Raw genomic sequence first — 22,000 nt, 5'->3', positions numbered from 1 at the left:
ATTACTGAAAATATCGAATTTTTCCTAACTTTGTCCCGATCATTACCCAAACGGTTCAATTATGAAGTATTTTTCCTACAAAGTCGCCGTCCTGCTCGCTGCAGCGGCGGTGGCGGCAAGTTGCAGCAACATGAAACAGATCAAACTCCTGCCTTACCCCGAGACCGAGCGCGGCGACGTGGTGGACAACTATTTCGGTACCGAAGTCCCCGATCCCTACCGCTGGCTCGAGGACGATAACTCCGAGGCGACGGCCGCCTGGGTCGCCGCCGAGAACGCCGTGACCCAGGACTATCTCTCGCAAATCCCGTTCCGCGGGGCGATCCGCGAGCGGCTGACCGAGTTGTGGAACTATCCCAAGGAGGGGGCTCCCGCGAAGCACGGCGACTGGTGGTATTATAGCTGTAACGACGGCTTGCAGAACCAGTCGGTGATCTGGCGCACGAAGGAGCCGGGCGCCCCGGGCGAGGTGTTCCTCGATCCCAATACGCTCTCCGACGACGGAACGGTGGCGCTGGCCGCCATGTCGTTCTCGAAGGACGGACGCTGGTTCGCCTATTCGGCCGCGGCGTCGGGTTCCGACTGGGTGGAAATCCGTGTGATGGACACCGCCGACAAGTCGCTGACTGCCGATCGGATCAACTGGGTGAAGTTCTCGGGCGCACGGTGGGCTCCCGATTCCAAGGGATTCTATTACAGCGCCTACGACGCTCCGAAAAAGAGCGCCTATTCGTCCAAGAACGAGTTCCAGAAAGTTTACTATCACGAACTGGGTACGCCCCAGTCGGCCGACAAACTCGTCTACGAGGACAAGGCGCACCCGCTGCGCTATTTCTCGGCCGTGCCTTCCGAGGACGGCAAGTGGCTCTTCATCGTGGGCTCGGAGGGTACGTCGGGCTCCGAGATCCTTTATAAGAAAGTCTCGGAACCGAAATTCCGCACCTTGCTCCCGGGCTTCAAAGCGGACTACATGCCTGTCGACTGCAAGGACGACCAGCTCTACTACGTGACCAACGAAGATGCCTCGAACTACGCCCTGATGAAGATCGACCTGAACCGTCCGTCCCGGATTGAAACGGTGATTCCCGAGGATGGGAAGAGTCTGCTCGACGGGGTCGGCACGGCCGGCGGCTACCTGTTCGCCTCCTACCTCGAGGATGCGCAGAGCCGGATTCGCCAGTACGACTACGACGGCCGGCTGATGCGTACGGTCGAACTGCCCGCCATCGGGACGGTCGGCGGTTTCGACGGCGAGAAGGAGGATGCGGAGCTTTACTATACGCTGACCAACTACACCTCGCCCGCGACCGTCTACAAATACGACATCGCCTCGGGCGCATCGACGCTCTACAAGGCTCCGGAGGTGAAGTTCGACCCCGCGCAGTTCACGACCGAGCAGGTGTTCTTCACCTCGAAGGACGGCACCGAAGTCCCGATGTTCATTACTTATCGCAAGGGGCTGAAGCGTGACGGCAAGAATCCCTGCCTGCTCTATGCCTACGGCGGTTTCCAGATCAACCTCACCCCCGGGTTCACCCCGACGACGATCCTCTTCGTCGAGCAGGGCGGCATCTATTGCGAGGCCAACCTGCGCGGCGGTTCGGAGTACGGCGAGGCGTGGCACAAGGCCGGCATGCTCGAAAACAAGCAGAACGTCTTCGACGACTTCATCGCGGCGGCCGAGTATCTCGTGGCCGAAAAATACACCTCGTCGGATAAGCTGGCCATCCGCGGCGGTTCGAACGGCGGACTGTTGGTCGGAGCCTGCGAGGTGCAGCGTCCGGACCTCTATGCCGTCTGCTTCCCGGCTGTCGGCGTGATGGACATGCTGCGCTACCACAAGTTCACCATCGGCTGGGGCTGGGCCGTGGAGTACGGCTCGTCGGACAACGAGGAGCAGTTCTCCTATATTTACAAGTACTCTCCGTTGCATAATATAAAGGAGGGTGTGAAATATCCCGCGACGCTGGTGACCACCGCCGACCATGACGACCGCGTCGTTCCGGCCCACTCGTTCAAATTTGCGGCCGCGATGCAGCACGCCCAGGCGGGCGACGCCCCGATCCTGATCCGTATCGAATCGAAGGCGGGCCACGGCGCCGGCAAACCCACCTCGAAGCGCATCGACGAAGCGACGGATCAGTACGCATTCCTGTTCCAGAATATCGGAGTGCCGTATAAGGTGGTGAAAAAATAGGATTTCAGGCACTATCCGCCTGCATTCCGGCTGAAATCCCGGTTGCGTTGCGACAAGCCCCTCCCGAGGGCCGTTTAAGAAACGGCTTTTATGAGATGGACGCGGCGCATGGGTTCCGATCCTCGATATCAGGGCACCGCCCCTGAAACCCGGCTCTTAGCCGGGGTGGGGTAGATTTGTAAACGCGGCGGAACGCCGCGAGAGTCCGGCGGTCGGTTACCTCTGGGCGGTAAAGAAGGTACGTTAGGTTAATAAGAAAGATAACATGAAAGTCTATAAATTCGGAGGGGCGTCGGTGCGAAATGCCGACGGCGTGAGAAACCTGCGCAAAATCATCGACGACGAACAAAACCTGTTCATCATCGTCTCGGCGATGGGCAAGACGACCAATGCGCTGGAAAAGGTGTTCGAAGGGGTTCAGAAAGGGGATCGGCAGCTTTCGCTGGACAACGTCGAGGCGCTGCGCAAATACCATGCGGAGATCATCGACGATCTGTGGCACGGCCCCAAACGCCTGCCGGCGGTCGACACGCTGTTCGACGAACTGGAAAAAATAGCTGTGGAGACCGTCTATAAACCGGCCGATGCGGAGTTGTGGTACGACACGATCGTGGCCTACGGCGAGCTGGTCTCGACGACGATCATCTCCGAATACCTCAATTACGCCGGAGTGCCTAACCGCTGGATCGACATGCGCCGCTGTTTCCTCACCGAGCAGCGTCATAAGGACGCCGGGGTGGACATCGAGGCTTCGACGACGTTGTTGAAAAATGCGCTGGGCGAGTGCGGCGAGAATATTTTCATCGGGCAGGGCTTCATCGGCGGCGCCCCCGACGGCACGACCACGACGCTGGGCCGCGAGGGTTCCGACTACTCGGCCGCCGTGGTGGCCAACATCCTCGACGCCGAGTCGATGTCGGTGTGGAAGGATGTGGATGGCGTGATGAATGCCGATCCGAAGGCGTTCCCCGATGCCGTGCAGATCGCCGAGCTGAACTACCTCGACACCATCGAACTGGCTTACAGCGGGGCGCAGATCATCCACCCGAAAACGATCAAACCCCTCCAGAATAAGAACATTCCGCTCTACGTGCGCCCCTTCGGCGACAAGCGCAAGCCCGGTACGGTCATCCGCGGGATGTCGGCTCCGGTCGACGTGCCCATCCTGATTCTCAAAAAGGACCAGGTGTTGCTGACGATCCGTTCGCGCGACTTTTCGTTCGTGCTGGAGGAGAAATTCGCCACGATCTTCTCGCTGCTGGAGCGTTTCCGCATCAAGGCCAACCTGATCCACAACTCGGCCGTGAACCTGAGCCTGTGTGTCGACAACTCGTGGCACATCGACGAGGCGATCGAGGCGCTGCGCGAGGCGGGCTTCGACGTGATGAAAGCCGAGAACATGGAGCTGCTGACCGTGCGCGGCTATACCGACGAGCTGTGGCGCAAATACGCCCGCGGTCCGCAGGTCTTCGTGCGGCAGGCGACGCAGTCCACCGTGCGCGTGGTCCGCAAACGTGCCTGATAGTCCGGGCGATACGATGCAGACGGCGGCTTCCCCATCGGGGAGGCCGCCGTTTCGCGTTCGGGACGGGCGGGGTCAGTCCTGGGCCTGCCGGAGCCGGTGGATGATGCCGACAACCGATTTTTCCCGAATCTCGCCGTTGCGCTTCATGTTCCAGATCGTGCGGGCGATATAGCGTTCGATGTCGCGCTCCAGCCGTTTGTAGAGCGCGCATTTGGTGTAGTTCTCGTTGTCGAGCAGCACGTCGCGGATCGAACGCAGCGAATTGGTGTAGTTCGACATCTCGTTCTTTAGCGCCACGCCCTGTTTTTTCGACGCGGTGATCTTGGCGATCGACATGGCCCGCAGTTTCTCGCACACGGTGTTCAGGGCGATCATCACGACATTGTCCATCAGCGTGTGGCCGTGCATGAACAGGTAGGCGTTCTCAGGGGTCAGCCCGCGCTCCTTCAACTGTCCTTCAAACTCCTTCATCGGTTCGAGCATCCGCGGGTTGCGCCGGCGGAGCAGCTCTTCGCGCTTCGTGACGTTGCGCCGGAGCCATTCGAGGGTCTTTTCCCCGTTGTTCTCGATGTCGAGGTAGCCGATGCGCACCGACTGTTTGAAGTCGATCAGCGGAAATACGTTCTCCGAGGCCAGCTGCGCCGAGTAGGCATACCAGACGAACAGCGGGTAGATCGTGCACGAATATTCGTGCATGAACTTCACGAAGTCGAAGATGCGCGTATCGTTTTTGGTGGCTTTCACGCAGACGTTGTGCAGCGAGGGGGCGTAGCAGAGGTAGTTCTCGGTGGCGTAGGCGTAGGTGTGGAACATGAACTTGCTGCCGTTGACCTCCTTCGACTGCGGCGTGCGGTTGGCGAAGAGGTAGTCGAAATCGGAATCGACGCAGAGGATCATCTCCTCCGACGAGCGGGGAATCATCCCCATCAGCACCTTTTTGCCTTTGGGCAGGTCGCCGCGGTCGGGCACCGAAATCTCGAACCGCAGGTAGGGATTCTGGAAATGGTCGAAGATGCCGCGCCAGAATGCCACGTCCTCGTAACCTTCGACGTAGACCTTCACCAATCGCTGGTCCGGATTGGCGGGCAGGGGCTTGGGCAGCTGGTCGAGCGTCATCGGCTGCGAGAAGGGATTGAGCCGGCGCAGTTTTTCGCGGAACTTTTTTGCCATACGATACAATTGTAAAAGGCCGGGTGGGTGCAACGTTGGATTGCGCCCGGTCCGGCGGAACTTTCCGTGCCGTTCCGACACCAAAGATAGCGTATTTCGTCACATTCGGGCCATGCTGCCCGGTGAATTTTTATCTGACATTCATTTTTAAACGATTAAGTAAGCGATTTTGCGCTTTTTTTACTATCTTCGCCGAAAACCGGAACAATGAAACCCATGCGAACTTTACTGCTTTTGCTGCTGCTCGGAGCCGCGGCCTGCTCGGACGAGAAAAAGGAGACTCCGCCCATCGAACCCTGGCCCGAGACCGGGATGGAGGATGCCACTTATATCAATAACGGTGAGATTCAGTTGGGGGTGGACATGAATCGCGGCGGCGCGGTGTTTCACTTCTCGGAGGTCGGCACCAAGCGCAACCTGTTGAACCACTGTGATGAAGGTCGCTTTATGCAGCAGTCCTACTACGGCGAGGCGGACGGGAGCATTTGGAACACCCAGCCTTGGGTGTGGAATCCGATTCAGGGCGGCGGCTGGCAGGGTCAGAAGGCCGAGGTCACCGAGCAGCAGGTGGAACAGAGTTCGCTGCGCGTCACGACGATCCCGGTGCATTGGGCCGCGGGCACTCCCGTCACCGAATGCCGGATGATCGAGTCGATCTCGCTCGAAGGCCGCATCGCGCATATCCGCTACTCGTTCAGCAACCGCGGCACGGGGGCCAGGGACCATCCCGCGACGCATCAGGAGGTGCCAGCCGTATTCGTGGACTGGGACCTGAAAAATTATGTCTTTTACGACGGCGACAAGCCGTGGACGGGCGGTGAACTCAAATCCGAAGTCCCGGGACGGCTGGACCTGACCGGCAGGAACGAGGAGCGCAGCCGCACGGAGCACTGGGCGGCGTATGTCGACGACACGGGGTGGGGCATCGGCGTCTACACGCCCGGCACGGAGCTTTCGACGACCTACCGGTTCGGATCGGGCCCCGGTGGTCCCATGAGCGGAGCGTGCTCCTATTTCGCGCCGATCCGCACCTTCGCCGTCACGGAGGGACTCGCCTTTACCTACGACGTATATATGATGATCGGCACCGTCGAAGAGCTGCGCGCGGCGTTTTACGACCTCCACGAAAAGAGGTATTCGGAGTGACGCTGCCGTGTTTTTTTCCTCCGCCGAACTGCATGTAATTCTATTTTGGAGCCGTCCGTTCTTTTTTTTATCTTTGCAAAAATAATTCGCCCTTTCCGGCGTTTTATTTCAACCATTTGAACAGTTATGGCGGACAACGACTGGAAAGCGCGGCTCGGGATGGTCTATTCGACCGATCCCGGCTTCAAATACGAAACGGCCGATGAGCCCGAGGCGGAGACCCTGCCCCCGGCACGGCAGGACCTCCGGGTGTGGCTCGACCGCAAGCAGCGGGCGGGCAAGGTCGTGACCCTCGTCAAAGGCTTCGTAGGCCGTGATGAGGATTTGCAGGAGTTGGCGCGCCTGCTGAAGACCCGGTGCGGCGTCGGGGGCGCGGCCAAGGAGGGCGAGATCATCATTCAGGGCGATCACCGCGACCGCGTGGTCGATATTCTAACCCGCAGCGGTTACCGCTGCAAGAAAGCCGGCAGCTGACGTGCGCCGGCTGCTGTTTCTGTTCGCGGTGCTCGGCGCCGTCTGCAGTGCCGGGCGCGCTGCCGCGCAGTACTACACCTGGGGGTCGGACGCTCCGATGAAGTGGTCGACGATCCGCACGCCCGACGTGCGGATGATCTATCCCGACACGGTGTCGGCCGTCGCCCGGCGCACGCTGTTCTACATCCGCACCGTGCAGCCCGACATCTCCTATGGTTTCCGTCACGGCCCGATGCGCATTCCCTTCGTCATGCACCCCGAGAATTTCCAGTCGAACGGACTGGTGATGTACCTCCCGAAGCGCGTGGAATTCCTCACCTCGCCGGCCATCGAGGGGTACTCGATGCCGTGGTATAAACAGCTCGTGGCTCACGAATACCGCCATGCCGTGCAGTACAACAACCTCAACCGGGGCGTCATCCGCGCACTGAGTTACGTCTTGGGCCAGCAGGGGTCGACCATCGGCCTGCTGTGCATGCCGATCTGGGCCATGGAGGGCGATGCCGTGATGTCCGAGACGATGATGTCGTCGTTCGGCCGGGGGTTGCAGCCCTCGTTTTCGATGGCCTACCGCGCGATGGGCAGCGTCGGCCGCGAACGCCGCAACATCGACCGCTGGTTCTGCGGCTCCTACCGCGACTATATTCCCGACCACTACGAGCTGGGATACCAGATATGTTCCTATGCCTATGAGCGTTACGGTGAAAATGTCTGGGACAAGGTCGCGTGGTACGGTTCGCGCAATCCCTACATGCTGGCCACGACGCGCGTCGCACTGGGCAAATTCTACAAAACCAACGTCTCGAAACTCTTCCGCGCGACGTTCGACGAACTGGAGCGTTACTGGGATTCGCTGCCCGCGGAGGAGGACAGCGCCGCGACCCTGACCGAACTGCCCGAAAAGAATTATACCACCTACCAGTGGCCCCTGCCGCTGGGCGATACCGCCGTCCTAGCGCTCAAAACCGACTTCGACCGCGTGTCGCGCTTCGTGCGGATCGACCGCCGTACGGGCGAAGAACGGCGCGTATGCTACACGGGGCAGGTTTCGACGCGCCCCTCGCTGAACGGGGGACGGGTGTGGTGGACCGAATACCGCCGCTCGAAACTCTTCGAACAGCGTGTCAATTCGCAGCTTTGCTACATGGACCTCTCCGACGGCGTGCCCCGCTCGGTCGCCGGACGCCGCCGGGCGCTCTTCCCGGTCGAGACGCCGGACGAACTGGGCTGGGTCGAGTACAATCCCGACGGCCGCTATACGGTCGTCGTGCGGCGCGGTTCGGAACCCGAACGGCGTCTGTCGACGCCGGACCGGGCCGAGGTGCACGGCCTGGCGTGGGACGACCTGACGGTGGCGTGGTATGTCCTCATCACCGATGACAGCGGCATGTGGATCGGCCGCATCGACAGCGAAGGGGTTCATCCGATCACCGAGGGGGCTTATATCACCCTTTCGAACCTCCGGGCTGCGGACGGCAAACTCTACTACGGTTCGATCGCTTCGGGTAAGGACGAGGCCCATTGCTACGACCTGATGGCCCGCCGCGAATACCGCATCACGACCTCGGCCTACGGCTCTTTCTCGCCGGCTCCGGCCGACGGCCGTGTGTTGCTGACGACTTACGACCGCCGCGGCTACCGCGTCACGGAGCAGGCCGCGGACAGCGCGCTGGTCCCCGTCACGCCGTCGCGCCTGCCGGTCAACCTCGTCAATCCGCCCCGCAAGCGCTGGGACGTGGTGAATCTCGATACGGTGCGCTTCGAAGCGGCCGATTCCCGGATGCAGCGCGATTCGTTCCGCACGAAGCGTTACCGCAAGGTGCCCAACCTGGTCAATGTTCACAGCTGGATGCCGCTGGCTTTCAATCCCTTCGCGGCGGTCGACGAACACGTCATCGACCTCAATCTGGGCTTCACGCTCCTGTCGCAGAACCTCCTGTCGAACACCGAGGCCTATGCCTCCTACGGCTGGAACCGCAACGAGGGTTCGTTGGTGAATCTCGGGGTGCGCTACTTCGGACTGGGTGTGCGCTTCGACCTCGACGCCTCCTACGGCGGCAACCAGCTCTTCTATTCGCTCGGACAGTATAACCAGCAGACCGGGAAATACGAATACCAGTCGCGTCCCGCGCCCGACAAATACTACTCCGTAGGGCTGTCGGCCACGCTGCCGCTCTATTTCCAGCAGGGCTACCATACGCGCCAGCTCTCCGTCTCGACGGGCTGGAACTACTCCAACGGCATGGTCGCCAATATGCGGGAGATCGAATGGGGCCAGGGCGGGCTGATCTCCAACATCCAGCACATCGGATTCAGCCGGGGACTGCACAAACTCTCGTTCGGCGTGGGATTTTCGGACCAGGTGCGCATGTCCCACCGCGACATCGCACCCCGCTGGGGCTACACCCTCAGCACGAACTATACGTTCAACCCCGCGAACTCCCATTTCAGCGACCTGATCTCGTTCTACGGGCAGGCTTACCTGCCGGGATTCGTGCGTCACAATTCGGTGAAAGTCGCCGCGACCTACCAGACCTCGCTCGGGGGTTACAAATACCCCTCGGGCTACTCGCCGCTCAGCTACCGTTCGACGCGCCTCATTCCCCGCGGATTCACCTCGGCGGACATCCTTTCGAACAACTACACGGCCGTGTCGCTCGATTACCAGCTGCCGGTGTGGTGTCCCGAGGGCGGTATCGGCTCGGTGGTCTACATCAAACGCATCCGTCTCAATGCGGGCGGCGACTATGCGCAGTTCCGCGACGCAGGGCATGACGTCTGGCGGCGCATCTGGTCCGTGGGCGGCGACCTCGTCGTCGATTTCAACGCCTTCCGCCAGCCGGCATCGGCCACTTCGACCTTCAAACTGTCATGCTACAAGCCCTCGAAGGGCAGCATGTGGTTTGCGGCGTCGGTAGGGCTGCCGTTTTAAGGAATAATTTGTATCTTTGGCTGCGCCTTAGATACTCCCGCTCGGCAATGTTCAAATAAATTTGACATTGCCCTCGCTTATTCGTATCTTTACCGCAAAATTCGGTCGTATGACACAACGTAAAAAGACGGGCGTAAGCCCGAAAACGATAAAATGGATCTGGTGTGTGGCGCTTGCGCCTTTCGCGCTCCTGGCCGTGATGCTGTTGCTGACGGCGCTGGGCGTGTTCGGGCGCATGCCCTCGTTCGAGGAGCTGGAGAATCCCCGCAGCAACCTCGCCACGGAGATCTATTCCGAGGACGGCAAGGTCATCGGCACCTTTTTCGTGCAGAACCGCTCCTACGTGCAGTATGCCGATCTCTTTCCCTCGGACTCGACGCTTCACATCCGCCTGGGCGGGTACGAGGTGCCGCCGATCGTCGCGGCGCTCATCTCGACCGAGGATATCCGCTTCCGCGGTCACTCGGGCATCGACATCCCTTCGCTGGCGCGTGTGGCGGTGAAAACGCTGCTGCTGCAGAACACCTCGCAGGGCGGCGGCTCGACTATCACCCAGCAGTTGGCCAAGAACCTCTTTCCGCGCGATACGGCGCGCAACCGCGGCGCCGTCGTTCGCAAGGCCAAGCTCGTGACGGCGAAGCTGAAGGAGTGGATCACGGCCCTCAAACTCGAATACAATTATACCAAGGAGGAGATCGCCGCGATGTACCTCAATACGGTGGAGTTCGGCTCGAACGCCTACGGCATCAAATCGGCGGCTCATACGTTCTTCAACAAGGAGCCCGACGAACTGAACGTGCAGGAGGCGGCCGTGCTGGTAGGGGTGGTGAACGCTCCGACGCGCTATTCTCCCGTGCGCAATCCGGACAACGCCCTTGCGCGCCGCAATCTGGTGCTCTCGCGCATGGAGGAGGCCGGGGCGCTGACGCGCCGGCAGCGCGACTCGATCGCGGCGCTGCCCATCGTGCTGAACTACCGGCCCGTATCGCATAACGAGGGCTCGGCGACCTATTTCCGCGAGATGCTGCGTCTGGTGATGAACGCCGAGCGGCCCAAGCGCAGCCAGTTCTACAACGAATGGGATTACGACCAGGCGGTGAAGGAGTACGACGAGAATCCGCTCTACGGCTGGTGCCTTAAAAACCGCAAGGCCGACGGAACGCCCTACAACATCTACCGCGACGGACTGAAAATCTATACCACGATCAACTCCGTGATGCAGGCTTATGCCGAGCAGGCCGTGCAGCGGCAGATGGAGAAGGAGATTCAGCCCAAGATGGACGCGCAGTACCGCAATACGAAGACGCTTTTCATCGGAGCCGACCGTGAGGAGCGCGAACGCATCATGCGCCGCGCCGTCCGCTATTCGGACCGCTACCGCGAGATGAAGAACGCCGGCGCGAGCGAGAAGCAGATCCAGGCCGCATTCGACAAGCCCTGCGACATGAAGGTCTTCACCTACAAGGGCGAGCGCGATACGCTGATGACTCCGCGCGACTCGATCCTCCACCACAAACGGATCATGCGCGCCGCGATGGTGGCGCTCGACCCCCGCACGGGATTCGTGAAGGCTTATGTCGGAGGACCCAATTTCCGTTACTTCAAATACGACATGGCCCGTCAGGGCAAGCGGCAGATCGGTTCGACGATCAAACCTTTCGTCTATACTTTCGCCATCGACCACCTGGGGATGACCCCCTGCACGATGGTTCCGAACCTGCCGACGACCATCGAGACGGCCAACGGCACGGCGTGGTCTCCCAAGGAGGCCGGCAACGTCGAGTACGACGGCGTGCTGCATCCCCTGAGCTGGGGCCTCGCGCGCAGCCGCAACAACTATTCGGCGTGGATCATGAAGCAGGCCAAGCAGCCTGCGGCCGTGGCCGACTTCATTCACAACATGGGCATCCGCAGTTACATCGATCCCGTGCCGGCGCTGGCCCTCGGCTCCTCGGAGTCGAACGTCTACGAGCTGGTGAGCGCTTTCTCGACCTTTGCCAACCAGGGCGTGCACACCGATGCGATCTTCGTGACCCGCATCGAGGACCGGCAGGGCAACCTGATCGCCTCGTTCATCCCCCAGTCGCAGGACGCCATCAGCGAGCGCACGGCTTACACGATGCTCACGATGCTGCAAGGTGTGGTCAACTCGGGAACGGCCGGGCGCCTGAAATGGCAGTTCGGGTTCAACGACGTGGAGATCGGCGGCAAGACCGGAACGTCGAACAAGAACCGCGACGCGTGGTTTATGTGCGTGGCCCCGAAGCTCGTCGCGGGGGCCTGGGTCGGCGGCGAGGACCAGTCGGTGCACTTTATCCGCGGCGGCGAGGGCAGTGTGATGGCCCTGCCGATCGTCGGCGACTTCATGAAGAAGGTCTACGACGACGGACGCCTGGGCATCGGCCGCGGGGATCAATTCCTGCGTCCGGCGATGATGCCCCGCTACGATTGCGACGAAGAGGCCGATTCCGCGGGTCCGGATAACTCCGACGAGGACGACTTCTTTAATTAATGATTACGGCCGGCCATTGTGCCGGTCGATTTTTTTTTGCATTTCGTACTGATTTCGTTATATTTGCCCCGGAGCTTCCGTGTACGGTCCGTCCGAGCGGGAACGATGATCACTTTATTAACTTTATCAGGATGAAAATTGCTATTGTGGGCGTCAGCGGTGCTGTGGGCCAGGAATTTCTGCGGATTTTGGAGGAGCGTACGCTTCCGGTGGACGAACTCGTGCTGTTCGGTTCTCAGCGCAGTGCAGGACGAAAATACAACTTCCGCGGAAAGGAGATCGAGGTCAAACTGCTGCAACACAACGACGATTTCAAAGGAATCGACTTCGCCCTGACTTCGGCCGGGGCGGGAACCTCGCGTGAGTTCGCCGATACGATCACCAAACACGGTACGGTCATGATCGACAACTCGAGCGCTTTCCGCATGGATGCCGACGTGCCCCTCGTGGTGCCGGAGGTCAACCCCGAAGATGCGAAGAATGCGCCCCGCCGCATCATTGCCAACCCCAACTGCACGACGATCCAGATGGTCGTGGCGCTGAACGCCGTCGAGAAGCTCTCGCACATCACCCGCGTACATGTCTCGACCTATCAGTCGGCCAGCGGCGCCGGAGCCGCCGGCATGGCGGAGCTCGAGGCGCAGTATGCCGAGCTCGGCGCGGGCAAGGAGCCCACGGTGGCGAAATTCGCCTTCCAGCTGGCCTATAACGTGATTCCGCATATCGACGTCTTCACCGACAACGACTACACGAAGGAGGAGATGAAGATGTTCCACGAGACGCGCAAGATCATGCACTCGGACATCCGCGTGTCGGCGACCTGCGTGCGCGTTCCGGTGATGCGCGCCCATTCGGAGAGCGTGTGGCTCGAAACCGAACGTCCTGTGTCGGTGGAGGAGGTCCGCGCGGCGTTCGCCAAGGAGCCCGGCGTGGTGCTGATGGACGAGCCGGCGGAGAAGGTCTACCCGATGCCGCTCTTCATCGCCGGCAAGGACCCCGTCTACGTGGGCCGTATCCGCAAGGATCTGACCTGCGACAACGGACTGACGTTCTGGTGCGTGAGCGACCAGATCAAAAAAGGCGCGGCGCTCAATGCCGTGCAGATCCTCGAAACGCTGATCTGACCCTCCGGCGGCGGAGTCCCGCCGCCGGACCTGATAACGACCCGAAGCTATGAAAAAATTGCTTTCCGCCCTTTATGCGATGCCCGGACCCGTATGGCTGTTCGGCGCTTACGGTGTTTTCCGGATGTGGTCGTGGCTGCTCGCACGGATTGTTTCCGGCTCCCTGCCGACGACGTGGACGACTGCCGCCCTTGACCTCGGCACACTCCTTGCAGCCCTGCTGCCGGTGTCGCTGCTGGGGTTGCTGCTGAAGCGGAGTGCTTATGCCGTGCAGTTGGTCAGCCTGTATGCGGGACTGAAAGGTGCGGCGCATTTCATAGCCCTGTTCCGTTTGGTTTTCGGGCGTTTTCCGGAAACTCCGGATATGGTGAGTTCGGTGCTGGTCAACGGGGTGATGTGCGCCTTGTGGTTCGGAGTGTTGCGTTACTTCGAACGTTCGGAGGACATCGCCCGGCTGTTTCCTGTGGAGGAGCGTCGGCGTACGTGGTGGCCTGTGGTGCCGATGATCGCCCTGATGCTGGTCTGCATGTAAGAGGCTTGTTATAAAACAAACCCCGGAGTGCGAACTCCGGGGTTTTTGTGTCGGTCGGCTGTCGGGCACTTATGCGAAATGTATGATAATTGCGACCTTTCGGAACAAAATTCTTTAAATTATGACAACTTCCGTAAAGGTGAAATTCCGCACTTCGCGTGTCCCGGGCAAAGCCGGGAGTATCTATTATCAGGTGACGCACGACCGTCAGGTCCGCCGTGTCGCCACCCGCATCCGCATCTTCCCCGAGTGGTGGGACGCTGATGCCGGGCATGTCCGGCCGCTTCCGGGCGAGGCGTCCGTGCTTCGGCTCCGCATCGACGGCGACGTGGCCCTGCTGCAGCGTATCGTCCGCGACCTGATGCTCGGGGGCCATCCCTACACGGCGGACGAGATCGTCGCCCGCTTCCGTATGCCGCGCCGGGACATTGCCGTATTGGCATTCCTGCGTAGCCAGATAACCCGGATGACCTCCGAGGGGCGGTTAGGGACGGCGCGCAATTATGCACGTACGCTCAATAGTTTCTCGGACTTTCTCGGCGGTGCGGACCTTCCTTTCGCAGCCTTCACCGAGCCGCTGGTCGAGGAGTACAGCGCCTACCTCATGCAGCGGGGTGTCGTGCGTAACACCGTGTCGTTCTACATGCGCAACCTCCGCGCCGTCTACAACAAAGCGGTGCGGCAGCATCTTACAGAGCAGTGTTTTCCGTTCAGCGGCGTCTATACGGGCATCGACCACACCCGGAAACGGGCCGTCGACGAGCGGCTTATCGGCCGTCTCCGGAACCTCGACCTGAGCGCTTCGGCCGCCCTGGCGCTGGCCCGCGACCTCTTTATTTTCAGTTATTGCACCCGCGGAATGGCGTTTGTCGACATGGCTTTCCTGCGAAAGCGCGACCTTTCGGGCGGTGAGATTCATTACGTGCGGCGCAAGACGGGACAGCTGATGACCGTGCGTCTGGAGACGTGCATGCGGGAGATCATCCGGCGGTACGAATGGCGCACCCGGAGCACGCCCTATGTTTTTCCGCTGCTGACCGCCGAGGAGCCCGGCAGGGCCTATGCGCAGTATCAGGTGGCGCTGAACTATTACAACCGCCAGCTGAAACGGCTTTCGCAGCGTCTCGGGTTCGAGGGCAGTCTCTCGTCCTACACGTCGCGCCACAGCTGGGCGACGGCGGCGCGCAACCACCGGATACCCATTACGGTCATCAGCGCGGGCATGGGACACACCTCCGAGCACACGACCCGGATTTATCTCTCGTCGCTGGAAAGTTCGGTGATCGACTGCGCCAACCGGAAGATCCTGTCGGCGCTGAACCGGATATGACGCAACGGGCCGGATTCGACTGAATCCGGCCCGCTGGTTGTTATTTCACCTCCCAGTCGTCGGTGCGGAACGAGGAGGCGGGGATGCCCGAACTGTTGAACAGGGTCGCTTCGGCATAGTTGCGGAAGGCGTAGCGCACGGCCACGGGCTCCGCAACGGCGTCGCTCGTGACGATCAGGCGGCCTTTGCCCTTTTCGATCCGGGCCGTGGCGGGGTGGAACACGCGGTCGGCGCCGGCGATCTCGAAGCCCGTGAGCGTGTCGCCCAGCGGGGCGAGGCCCTCGCGGCCCGTGCGGAAGGTCAAATAGGCTTTGCCGTCGGCAACCTCCATCTTTTCATAAACCGGCGTGTCGGCGTCAATCCCCTTCATGCCGTAGGTTTTCGTCAGCGCCAGCCATGCCAGGCGTGTGCCGACCTCCTCTTTCCGGGCCGGGTGGATGCAGTTTTCGTTGCCGATGTCCATCGTCACGGCCATGCCGCTCGAGGGAATGTCCCCGAGGTTGTGCAGCTGGGCCTCGCGCAGCAGGACCGAGCCCGCCGCTTCGTTGGAATTTTCATAGCGGTAGGGCGCGATCTGCACGTAGTAGAACGGCAGTTCGCCCTGCGCCCAGCGTTCGCGGAGCATCTTCACGAAGGCCGGCATCAGCGCCCGGTACTGGGCGGGCCGCAGCCGGTTCGATTCGCCCTGGTACCAGAGAAATCCTTTGACGGTATAGGGCACGAGCGGTGCGATCATGGCGTTGTAGAGTCCGCAGGGCTTCATTTCCGGTTTCTCGATCCTGGCTTCGCCGTCGAGGAACGAGAGGTCGAACTCCTTGAAGCCGCTCATCGTTTCGCGGTCCATCCACGTTTCGACGGGCGTGCCGCCCCAGCAGGTGACGATGATGCCTACGGGAACTTCCAGCACCTCCTGGAGATAACGTGCGAAATAGTAGGCCGTGGCGCTCGTCGCGGCGACGGCTTCGGGGGTGTTCTGCTGCCATTGCGCCGTGCACTCCTCCTGCGGGGTGCGTGCCGTGGCGCGTTTCACGGTGCAGAGGCGGATCGGCGTTGCGGCCTTGACCCGGATGATTGCGTCCGCCGAGCCTTCGACGGGCTGGTTGAGGAAGCCGCGCATGGGCATCTCCATGTTCGACTGCCCGGAGCAGAGCCACACTTCGCCGATCAGTACGTCGCGGAGCGTCAGCGGCTCGCCGTCGCTCAGTTCGACGGTATAGGGGCCTCCGGCCTCCGGAGTGGGCACGGCGGCCTGCCAGCGGCCGTCGCGGCCGGCGGTGGCCGTTACGGGTTTGGCGCTCCACGAGGGGCGGATGGTGACTTTCTTTCCGGGAGCGGCCTTGCCCCAGAACTGCGCTTCGGACTGCTGCTGGAGCACCATGTTGTCGCCGAAGATGCCGGGCAGGACGACTTTCGCCTGCATCGTGAGGGCCGTGCCGAGCGCGGCCAGTGTGAGAAGGATTCGTTTCATGGTTCGTTATCGGATTTTATCGAGTTCGACGGTGAAGTGGCGCAGGATCGGCGCCTCGAAGGTGATGCGGTAACCCGTGGTGATCTCTGCGCGGCGCTCGTAGATGTTGCGGCAGGCGGCGGCGATCACGCGGATGTGGTTGTCGGTGTAGACCCGGCGGGGGATGGCCAGCCGCAGCAGTTCGAGTGCGGGGTAGCGGTTCTCGTGGGTGTCGGGGTCGCGGTCGGCGAGGATCGAGCCGATCTCCACGCCGCGGATGCCCGCTTCGAGATAGAGCTCCACGGCGAGCGTCTGGGCGATGAACTGTTCCTTGGGGAGATTCGGAAGCACTTTTTTGGCGTCGACGAAGATCGCATGTCCGCCGGCCGGCCGCTGGTAGGGGACGCCGTATTCATCCAGCAGGCCGCCCAGCAGTTTCACCTGCCGGATGCGGGCGTCGAGCTGTCCGAACTCCGTATTCTCGTCCAGCCCCACGGCCAGCGCATCCATGTCGCGTCCCGACATGCCGCCGTAGGTGACGTAGCCTTCGAATAGGATGCTGAACGATATGGCCTGTTTGAAAAGCTCCTCGGAGCGCATCGCCACGAAGCCGCCCATGTTCACGACACCGTCCTTCTTGGCCGAGATGGTCATGATGTCGGCATAGGTGAACATCTCGTGCACGATCTCTTTGATCGTCTTCGAGGCGTAACCCTCCTCGCGGGTTTTGATGAAGTAGGCGTTTTCGGCGAAGCGCGCCGAATCCATCAGCAGGGGCACTCCGTAGCGGCGGCACAGTTCGGCCGTTTCGCGGATGTTGCGCATCGACACGGGCTGGCCTCCGGCCGTGTTGTTGGTGACGGTCAGCACCACGCACGGCACTTTCTCGCGCGGGTTTTCGCGGAGCGCCTTTTCGAGTTTGCCGAGGTCCATCTCGCCTTTGAACGGCAGTTCCAGCTGGGTGTCGGCCGCGGCGTCGATCGTGCAGTCCACGGCGTGGCAGTGGCGAAACTCGATATGCCCCTTCGTGGTGTCGAAATGCGAGTTGCCGGGGACGATGTCGCCCGGTTTGAGCAGTGCGGAGAAGATCACGTTCTCGGCGGCACGCCCCTGGTGCGTGGGCAGGAACCACGGCATGCCGAAGAGGCGCGTGACGGTCTCGCGGAGCCGGAAATAGGACGACGCTCCGGCATAGCTTTCGTCGCCGGTCATCATCGCGGCCCACTGGCGGTCGGACATCGAGCCTGTGCCCGAGTCGGTCAGCAGGTCGATCGTGACCTGGTCCGAGCGCAGTTTGAAGAGGTTGTAACGGGCTTTCCGGAGCCAGGCTTCGCGCTCCTCGCGCGTGGAGGTGCGGATGGCCTCGGTCATTTTGATCTTGTAGGGCTCTGCATAAGGAAGTGGCATCGTAGGGAGGGTTTTAGGTTTCGGTTTGTAGGTTGGGTTGCTCAAAAATACAAAAAATATTCGGAAATTCTCAAACAGGCATCCTATTTGTTGGGGATGTCGGAGAATTTTAATTCCGGGAAACGATGCGAAAATACCGCTGCACTTACTGCAAATACATTTACGATCCCGCGCTGGGCGATCCGGAGCACGACGTGGGTCGGAACACGCCGTTCGATGCGCTGCCCGACGATTGGGTGTGCCCCGTCTGCGGCAAGGGCAAATGGGCTTTCGAAGCCGATGAAGAATCCGAAAACAATTGTATATGACTCAATTTATCACCTTATTCATAATACCTTTGATTATGGCAACGACCGATACCGCAGCCGAACCGCGCTTCATCCCGCAAGAGCTGCCCTATGCTTACGACGCGCTTGCGCCGGCGATCTCCGAGGAGACGATGCACTACCACCACGACAAGCACTATGCGGGCTATGTCGCCAAGCTCAACGAGCTGATCCTCGATACGCCCTTTGCCGGCCAGCCGCTCGAAGACATCGTCCTCTCGGCCGACGGCGCGGTCTTCAACAACGCCGCGCAGGCCTGGAATCACGAATTTTTCTTCGGGGAGCTCTCCCCGAAACCGCAAAAGGAGCCTTCGAACGAACTTTTGGAGGCCATCAACCGCAATTTCGGCTCGTTCGACGAATTGAAAACCCGCATGACGCAGGCCGCCGCCGGGCTGTTCGGTTCGGGCTGGGTGTGGCTGGCCGAGAACGAGCCGGGCGAGTTGGTGATCGTCAGCGAACAGAACGCCGGCAATCCGATGTGCCGGGGCATGAAGCCGCTGCTGGCGCTCGATGTCTGGGAACATGCCTACTACATCGACTACCGCAACCGCCGCGCCGACGCCGTGGGGGCGCTGTGGGACGTCATCGACTGGCGTGTCGTCGAGGACCGCTATGCGAAGGAATAGCCTTCCGGACAGGCTGTGTGAGAATGCCGCTTCCCCGTTTCGGGGAGGCGGCATTTTTCATTGTCCGGAATGGTGCAGATGTAATCAAAATTCGCCTTTTTGCGTCTTTTTTCGTCCGCAGGGTGTTTTTTCTGCATAAAAGACCGTATCTTCGCACCGCATAAACTGCGATTCGGACGGAATGCTGGAGAGACTTCGATATGTTTTGATCCTGCTGCTCTTCGCTTTGGCGGGAAATCTTGGAGACACCTCGTTTCAGGATGCAGGCGGTGTACAGCCTTCGCTCGACGAGACGGTGACGGCGTGTCCCCCGGCGGCTGTCCGCAACTATTTCTCCGTCGCGCTCTGTTCGTGCAGCGCCTCGATCGAGGCGCCCGTCGTGCAGACGGACCACAAAGCCGTCGTCCGGCAGCGCGCCGCCGTGCGCACCGCCGTCGATGCCGCATTCGGGGTCCGTACCGCAATGCGCACCTATTCCCGTGCCCTGCATGCCGATCCCGTGGCGTATTACGTCTACTCGTTGGAGCGCATCCTGATTTAGCCCCTCTCTTTCCTCTTTTTGTCTGTTTCTTCCGGGAGCCGTCTTCCCGGATCTGCGGCGTTTTGGGACGCCGGATATAATTCGTAAAACAATCGCTTATGTATTTTACGCTGTTGGTGGTCGTCATCCTTACGGCCATTGCATTGGTCGCAGTCGCGCTGGGTATCGCCCGCGCCATCTCGCCGCGCTCGTACAATCCCCAGAAGGGGGAAGCCTACGAATGCGGCATCCCGACGCGCGGCCGCTCGTGGATGCAGTTCAAGGTGGGTTACTACCTTTTCGCCATCCTCTTCCTGATGTTCGACGTCGAGACGGTGTTCCTCTTCTCGTGGGCCGTGGTCGTGCAGGAGTTGGGTGTCTACGGACTGGTGAGCATCCTCTTTTTCTTGTTGGTACTGATTCTGGGCCTTGCCTACGCATGGCGGAAAGGAGCTTTGGAATGGAAATAAAGAGACCGAAAATCAGGTCGATGAAGTACGAGGACTTCAACGACAACGAATACATCGAACGGATGGCCGCCGAACTGCGCGAGGGCGGCGCCAACGTCCTGGTGGGGTGTCTGGACGAGCTGATCGAGTGGGGCCGCAGCAACAGCCTATGGCCCCTGACGTTCGCCACGAGCTGCTGCGGCATCGAGTTCATGGCCGTCGGCGCCGCGCGTTACGATTTCGCCCGGTTCGGGTTCGAAGTGGCCCGCGCCTCCCCGCGGCAGGCCGATTTCATCATGGTCGCCGGAACCATCACGCACAAGATGGCCCCGGTGCTCAAGCGTCTCTACGACCAGATGGCCGATCCCAAATACGTGATCGCCGTGGGCGGCTGCGCCATCAGCGGAGGGCCGTTCAAACGGTCGTACCATGTGGTTGACGGCGTGGACAAGATCCTGCCCGTCGATGTCTACATCCCCGGGTGCCCGCCGCGCCCCGAGGCGATGCTCTACGGACTGATGCAGCTCCAGCGCAAGGTGAAGGTGCAGAAGTTCTTCGGCGGCGTGAACCGCCAGATGGGTCGGGAGGAGTATGAAGAGCTGCTCCGGCGCGACCTGACGGCAGAAGGGAACGATCTGAATGTGGAAGGAGAAGAAAAGCATGAATAGCAATCTCATAGACAAGATTACGGCCTGGGAGCCCCGCGCCGTATGGACCGAAGGCGGCGACGGGATGTTCACCGTTCCGGCGGACGGCTTTCACGACCTGGCCGGACGCCTGCGGGCCGACGGGTTCGATTTCCTGCGCAGCCTCACGGGTATGGACTGGGGCGAGGCAGGTTTCGGCGTGGTCTACCACCTCGAAGCGACCGCGACGGGCGAGAATGTCGTGCTGAGGACGCTGACGGAGGAGCGCGGGCATCCGGTGCTGCCCTCGGTGTGCGACTTGTGGAAGGCCGCCGAGCTGAACGAACGCGAAGTGTTCGATTATTTCGGCATCCGGTTCCTGAACCACCCCGACATGCGGCGTCTGTTCCTGCGCGACGACTGGGTGGGATATCCCCTGCGCAAGGAGTACGATCCGGAGCAGAATCCCCTGCGCATGAGTAACGAGGTGTCGAAGGACAGTTCGCCGACCTACGAGCTGCAACCTGACGGCAGCTATATCCGCAAGCGCAACGTGCTCTTCGAGGAGGACGAGTATGTCATCAACGTCGGTCCCCAGCACCCGGCGACGCACGGCGTGCTGCGGTTCCGCGTGTCGCTCGAAGGCGAGATCATCAAAAAACTCGACGTGCACTGCGGCTATATCCACCGCGGCATCGAGAAGATGTGCGAGGAGCTGACCTATCCCCAGACGTTGGCCCTGACGGACCGCCTCGATTACCTCGGGGCGGCGCAGAACCGCCATGCGCTGTGCATGTGCATCGAGAAGGGACTGGGCGTCGAGGTCTCCGAACGCGTGCAGTACATCCGGACGATCATGGACGAGTTGCAGCGCATCGACTCGCACCTGCTGTTCTTCGCCTGCCTCTGCATGGACATGGGGGCCCTGACGGCTTTCTTCTACGGCTTCCGCGACCGCGAGAAGGTGCTCGACATCCTCGAGCAGACCACCGGCGGCCGCCTGATCCAGACCTACAACACCATCGGCGGCGTGCAGGCAGACATTCATCCCGATTTCGTGCGCAAGACCAGGGAATTCATCGCCTACATGCGTCCCAGACTGCGCGAATACCACGAGGTATTTACGGGCAACGTCATCGCGCAGGAGCGTCTGAAAGGCACCGGCGTGCTGACGCGCGCGGATGCCGTCTCGTTCGGCGCCACGGGCGGCACGGGCCGCGCTTCGGGATGGGCCTGCGACGTGCGCAAGCGCCATCCCTACGCCGTTTACGACAAGGTGGACTTCGAGGAGGTGCTCTTCTCCGAGGGCGACTGCTTCGCCCGCTACATGGTCCGCATGCGCGAGATCGAGCAGAGCATGAACATCATCGAACAGTTGATCGACAACATTCCCGAAGGCGAATACCAGTTGAAGATGAAGCCCGTGATCCGCATTCCCGAGGGCAGCTACTACGCCGCCGTCGAGGGGAGCCGCGGCGAGTTCGGGGTCTTTATCGAGAGCCGGGGCGACAAGTTCCCCTACCGCATGAAGTTCCGTTCGACGGGCCTGCCGCTCGTTTCATGCCTGGAGACCATCGCCCGGGGGACGAAGATCGCCGACCTGATCGCCATCGGCGGTACGCTGGATTACGTGGTTCCCGATATTGACAGATAA

18 protein-coding genes are annotated in these 22,000 nt (G+C 61.0%); 15 read left to right on the top strand and 3 right to left on the bottom strand.

Going from position 1 to position 22,000, the window contains the following annotated elements:
• Positions 1-61: 61 nt before the first annotated feature.
• Entirely contained in the window at positions 62-2,197 is a 2,136-nt protein-coding gene (locus BLU78_RS11125) for a prolyl oligopeptidase family serine peptidase (protein ID WP_010264775.1), read from the top strand.
• A gap of 265 nt (positions 2,198-2,462) precedes the next feature.
• Positions 2,463-3,719 carry an aspartate kinase gene (locus BLU78_RS11120; RefSeq protein ID WP_010264771.1) on the top strand — a complete coding sequence of 419 codons (1,257 nt, stop codon included), beginning with the start codon at positions 2,463-2,465 and terminating at the stop codon, positions 3,717-3,719.
• A 75-nt stretch (positions 3,720-3,794) separates the two neighbouring features.
• Here the strand turns inward: BLU78_RS11120 and BLU78_RS11115 are convergent, their stop codons facing one another.
• Positions 3,795-4,892, bottom strand: a complete 1,098-nt coding sequence (locus BLU78_RS11115) for a DUF4435 domain-containing protein (protein WP_010264767.1) — start codon at positions 4,890-4,892, stop codon at positions 3,795-3,797.
• Positions 4,893-5,108: 216 nt separating this feature from the next.
• On the opposite strand from BLU78_RS11115, the gene BLU78_RS11110 reads away from it, so the two are divergent.
• From BLU78_RS11110 to BLU78_RS11080, 7 genes are all read left to right on the top strand, one after another.
• On the top strand, positions 5,109-6,038 hold the full coding sequence (locus tag BLU78_RS11110; RefSeq protein WP_143029394.1) for a hypothetical protein: 930 nt from the start codon (positions 5,109-5,111) through the stop codon (positions 6,036-6,038).
• Positions 6,039-6,164: 126 nt separating this feature from the next.
• The gene (locus BLU78_RS11105; protein WP_010264760.1) at positions 6,165-6,512 is read left to right on the top strand and encodes a translation initiation factor; all 348 of its coding nucleotides are present in this window, start codon (positions 6,165-6,167) and stop codon (positions 6,510-6,512) included.
• Position 6,513: 1 nt separating this feature from the next.
• A complete protein-coding gene (locus BLU78_RS11100; RefSeq protein WP_010264757.1) occupies positions 6,514-9,444 on the top strand; it encodes a DUF2268 domain-containing putative Zn-dependent protease in 2,931 nt (976 codons plus the stop codon).
• Between the two features lie 109 nt (positions 9,445-9,553).
• Positions 9,554-11,956 carry a transglycosylase domain-containing protein gene (locus BLU78_RS11095; RefSeq protein WP_010264753.1) on the top strand — a complete coding sequence of 801 codons (2,403 nt, stop codon included), beginning with the start codon at positions 9,554-9,556 and terminating at the stop codon, positions 11,954-11,956.
• A gap of 131 nt (positions 11,957-12,087) precedes the next feature.
• Positions 12,088-13,080, top strand: coding sequence for an aspartate-semialdehyde dehydrogenase (locus BLU78_RS11090; RefSeq protein ID WP_026020792.1), 993 nt, complete (start codon positions 12,088-12,090; stop codon positions 13,078-13,080).
• A gap of 49 nt (positions 13,081-13,129) precedes the next feature.
• Entirely contained in the window at positions 13,130-13,612 is a 483-nt protein-coding gene (locus BLU78_RS11085) for a hypothetical protein (RefSeq protein WP_010264747.1), read from the top strand.
• Positions 13,613-13,733: 121 nt separating this feature from the next.
• The gene (locus BLU78_RS11080) at positions 13,734-14,942 is read left to right on the top strand and encodes a site-specific integrase (protein ID WP_010264745.1); all 1,209 of its coding nucleotides are present in this window, start codon (positions 13,734-13,736) and stop codon (positions 14,940-14,942) included.
• Positions 14,943-14,982: 40 nt separating this feature from the next.
• Here the strand turns inward: BLU78_RS11080 and BLU78_RS11075 are convergent, their stop codons facing one another.
• Positions 14,983-16,410, bottom strand: coding sequence for a sialate O-acetylesterase (locus BLU78_RS11075; RefSeq protein ID WP_010264742.1), 1,428 nt, complete (start codon positions 16,408-16,410; stop codon positions 14,983-14,985).
• 6 nt (positions 16,411-16,416) lie between these two features.
• Positions 16,417-17,796, bottom strand: coding sequence for a tryptophanase TnaA (locus BLU78_RS11070; RefSeq protein ID WP_010264740.1), 1,380 nt, complete (start codon positions 17,794-17,796; stop codon positions 16,417-16,419).
• A 125-nt stretch (positions 17,797-17,921) separates the two neighbouring features.
• Here BLU78_RS11070 and BLU78_RS11065 point away from each other — a divergent pair, with 125 nt between their 5' ends.
• The 6 genes from BLU78_RS11065 (at position 17,922) to BLU78_RS11040 (ending at position 22,000) form a co-directional block, all read left to right on the top strand.
• A complete protein-coding gene (locus BLU78_RS11065) occupies positions 17,922-18,104 on the top strand; it encodes a rubredoxin (RefSeq protein ID WP_010264738.1) in 183 nt (60 codons plus the stop codon).
• Between the two features lie 35 nt (positions 18,105-18,139).
• The gene (locus tag BLU78_RS11060) at positions 18,140-18,751 is read left to right on the top strand and encodes a superoxide dismutase (RefSeq protein ID WP_010264735.1); all 612 of its coding nucleotides are present in this window, start codon (positions 18,140-18,142) and stop codon (positions 18,749-18,751) included.
• 181 nt (positions 18,752-18,932) lie between these two features.
• The gene (locus BLU78_RS11055; protein ID WP_229096456.1) at positions 18,933-19,292 is read left to right on the top strand and encodes a hypothetical protein; all 360 of its coding nucleotides are present in this window, start codon (positions 18,933-18,935) and stop codon (positions 19,290-19,292) included.
• 98 nt (positions 19,293-19,390) lie between these two features.
• Positions 19,391-19,741 (top strand): NADH-quinone oxidoreductase subunit A, encoded by a 351-nt coding sequence (locus BLU78_RS11050; protein ID WP_010264732.1) that lies wholly within the window; start codon positions 19,391-19,393, stop codon positions 19,739-19,741.
• On the top strand, positions 19,732-20,388 hold the full coding sequence (locus BLU78_RS11045; protein ID WP_026020791.1) for an NADH-quinone oxidoreductase subunit B: 657 nt from the start codon (positions 19,732-19,734) through the stop codon (positions 20,386-20,388). The genes BLU78_RS11050 and BLU78_RS11045 overlap by 10 nt, the downstream gene beginning before the upstream one ends.
• Positions 20,389-20,452: 64 nt before the next feature.
• Positions 20,453-22,000: an NADH-quinone oxidoreductase subunit D-related protein gene (locus tag BLU78_RS11040; protein ID WP_026020790.1), complete on the top strand. Its 1,548-nt coding sequence runs from the start codon at positions 20,453-20,455 to the stop codon at positions 21,998-22,000.

The sequence above is a fragment of the Alistipes timonensis JC136 genome (assembly GCF_900107675.1).
Lineage (GTDB): Bacteria > Bacteroidota > Bacteroidia > Bacteroidales > Rikenellaceae > Alistipes > Alistipes timonensis.
The sequence above is the reverse complement of the archived record's forward strand: the minus strand, read 5'-3'. Positions and strand labels throughout refer to the sequence as shown.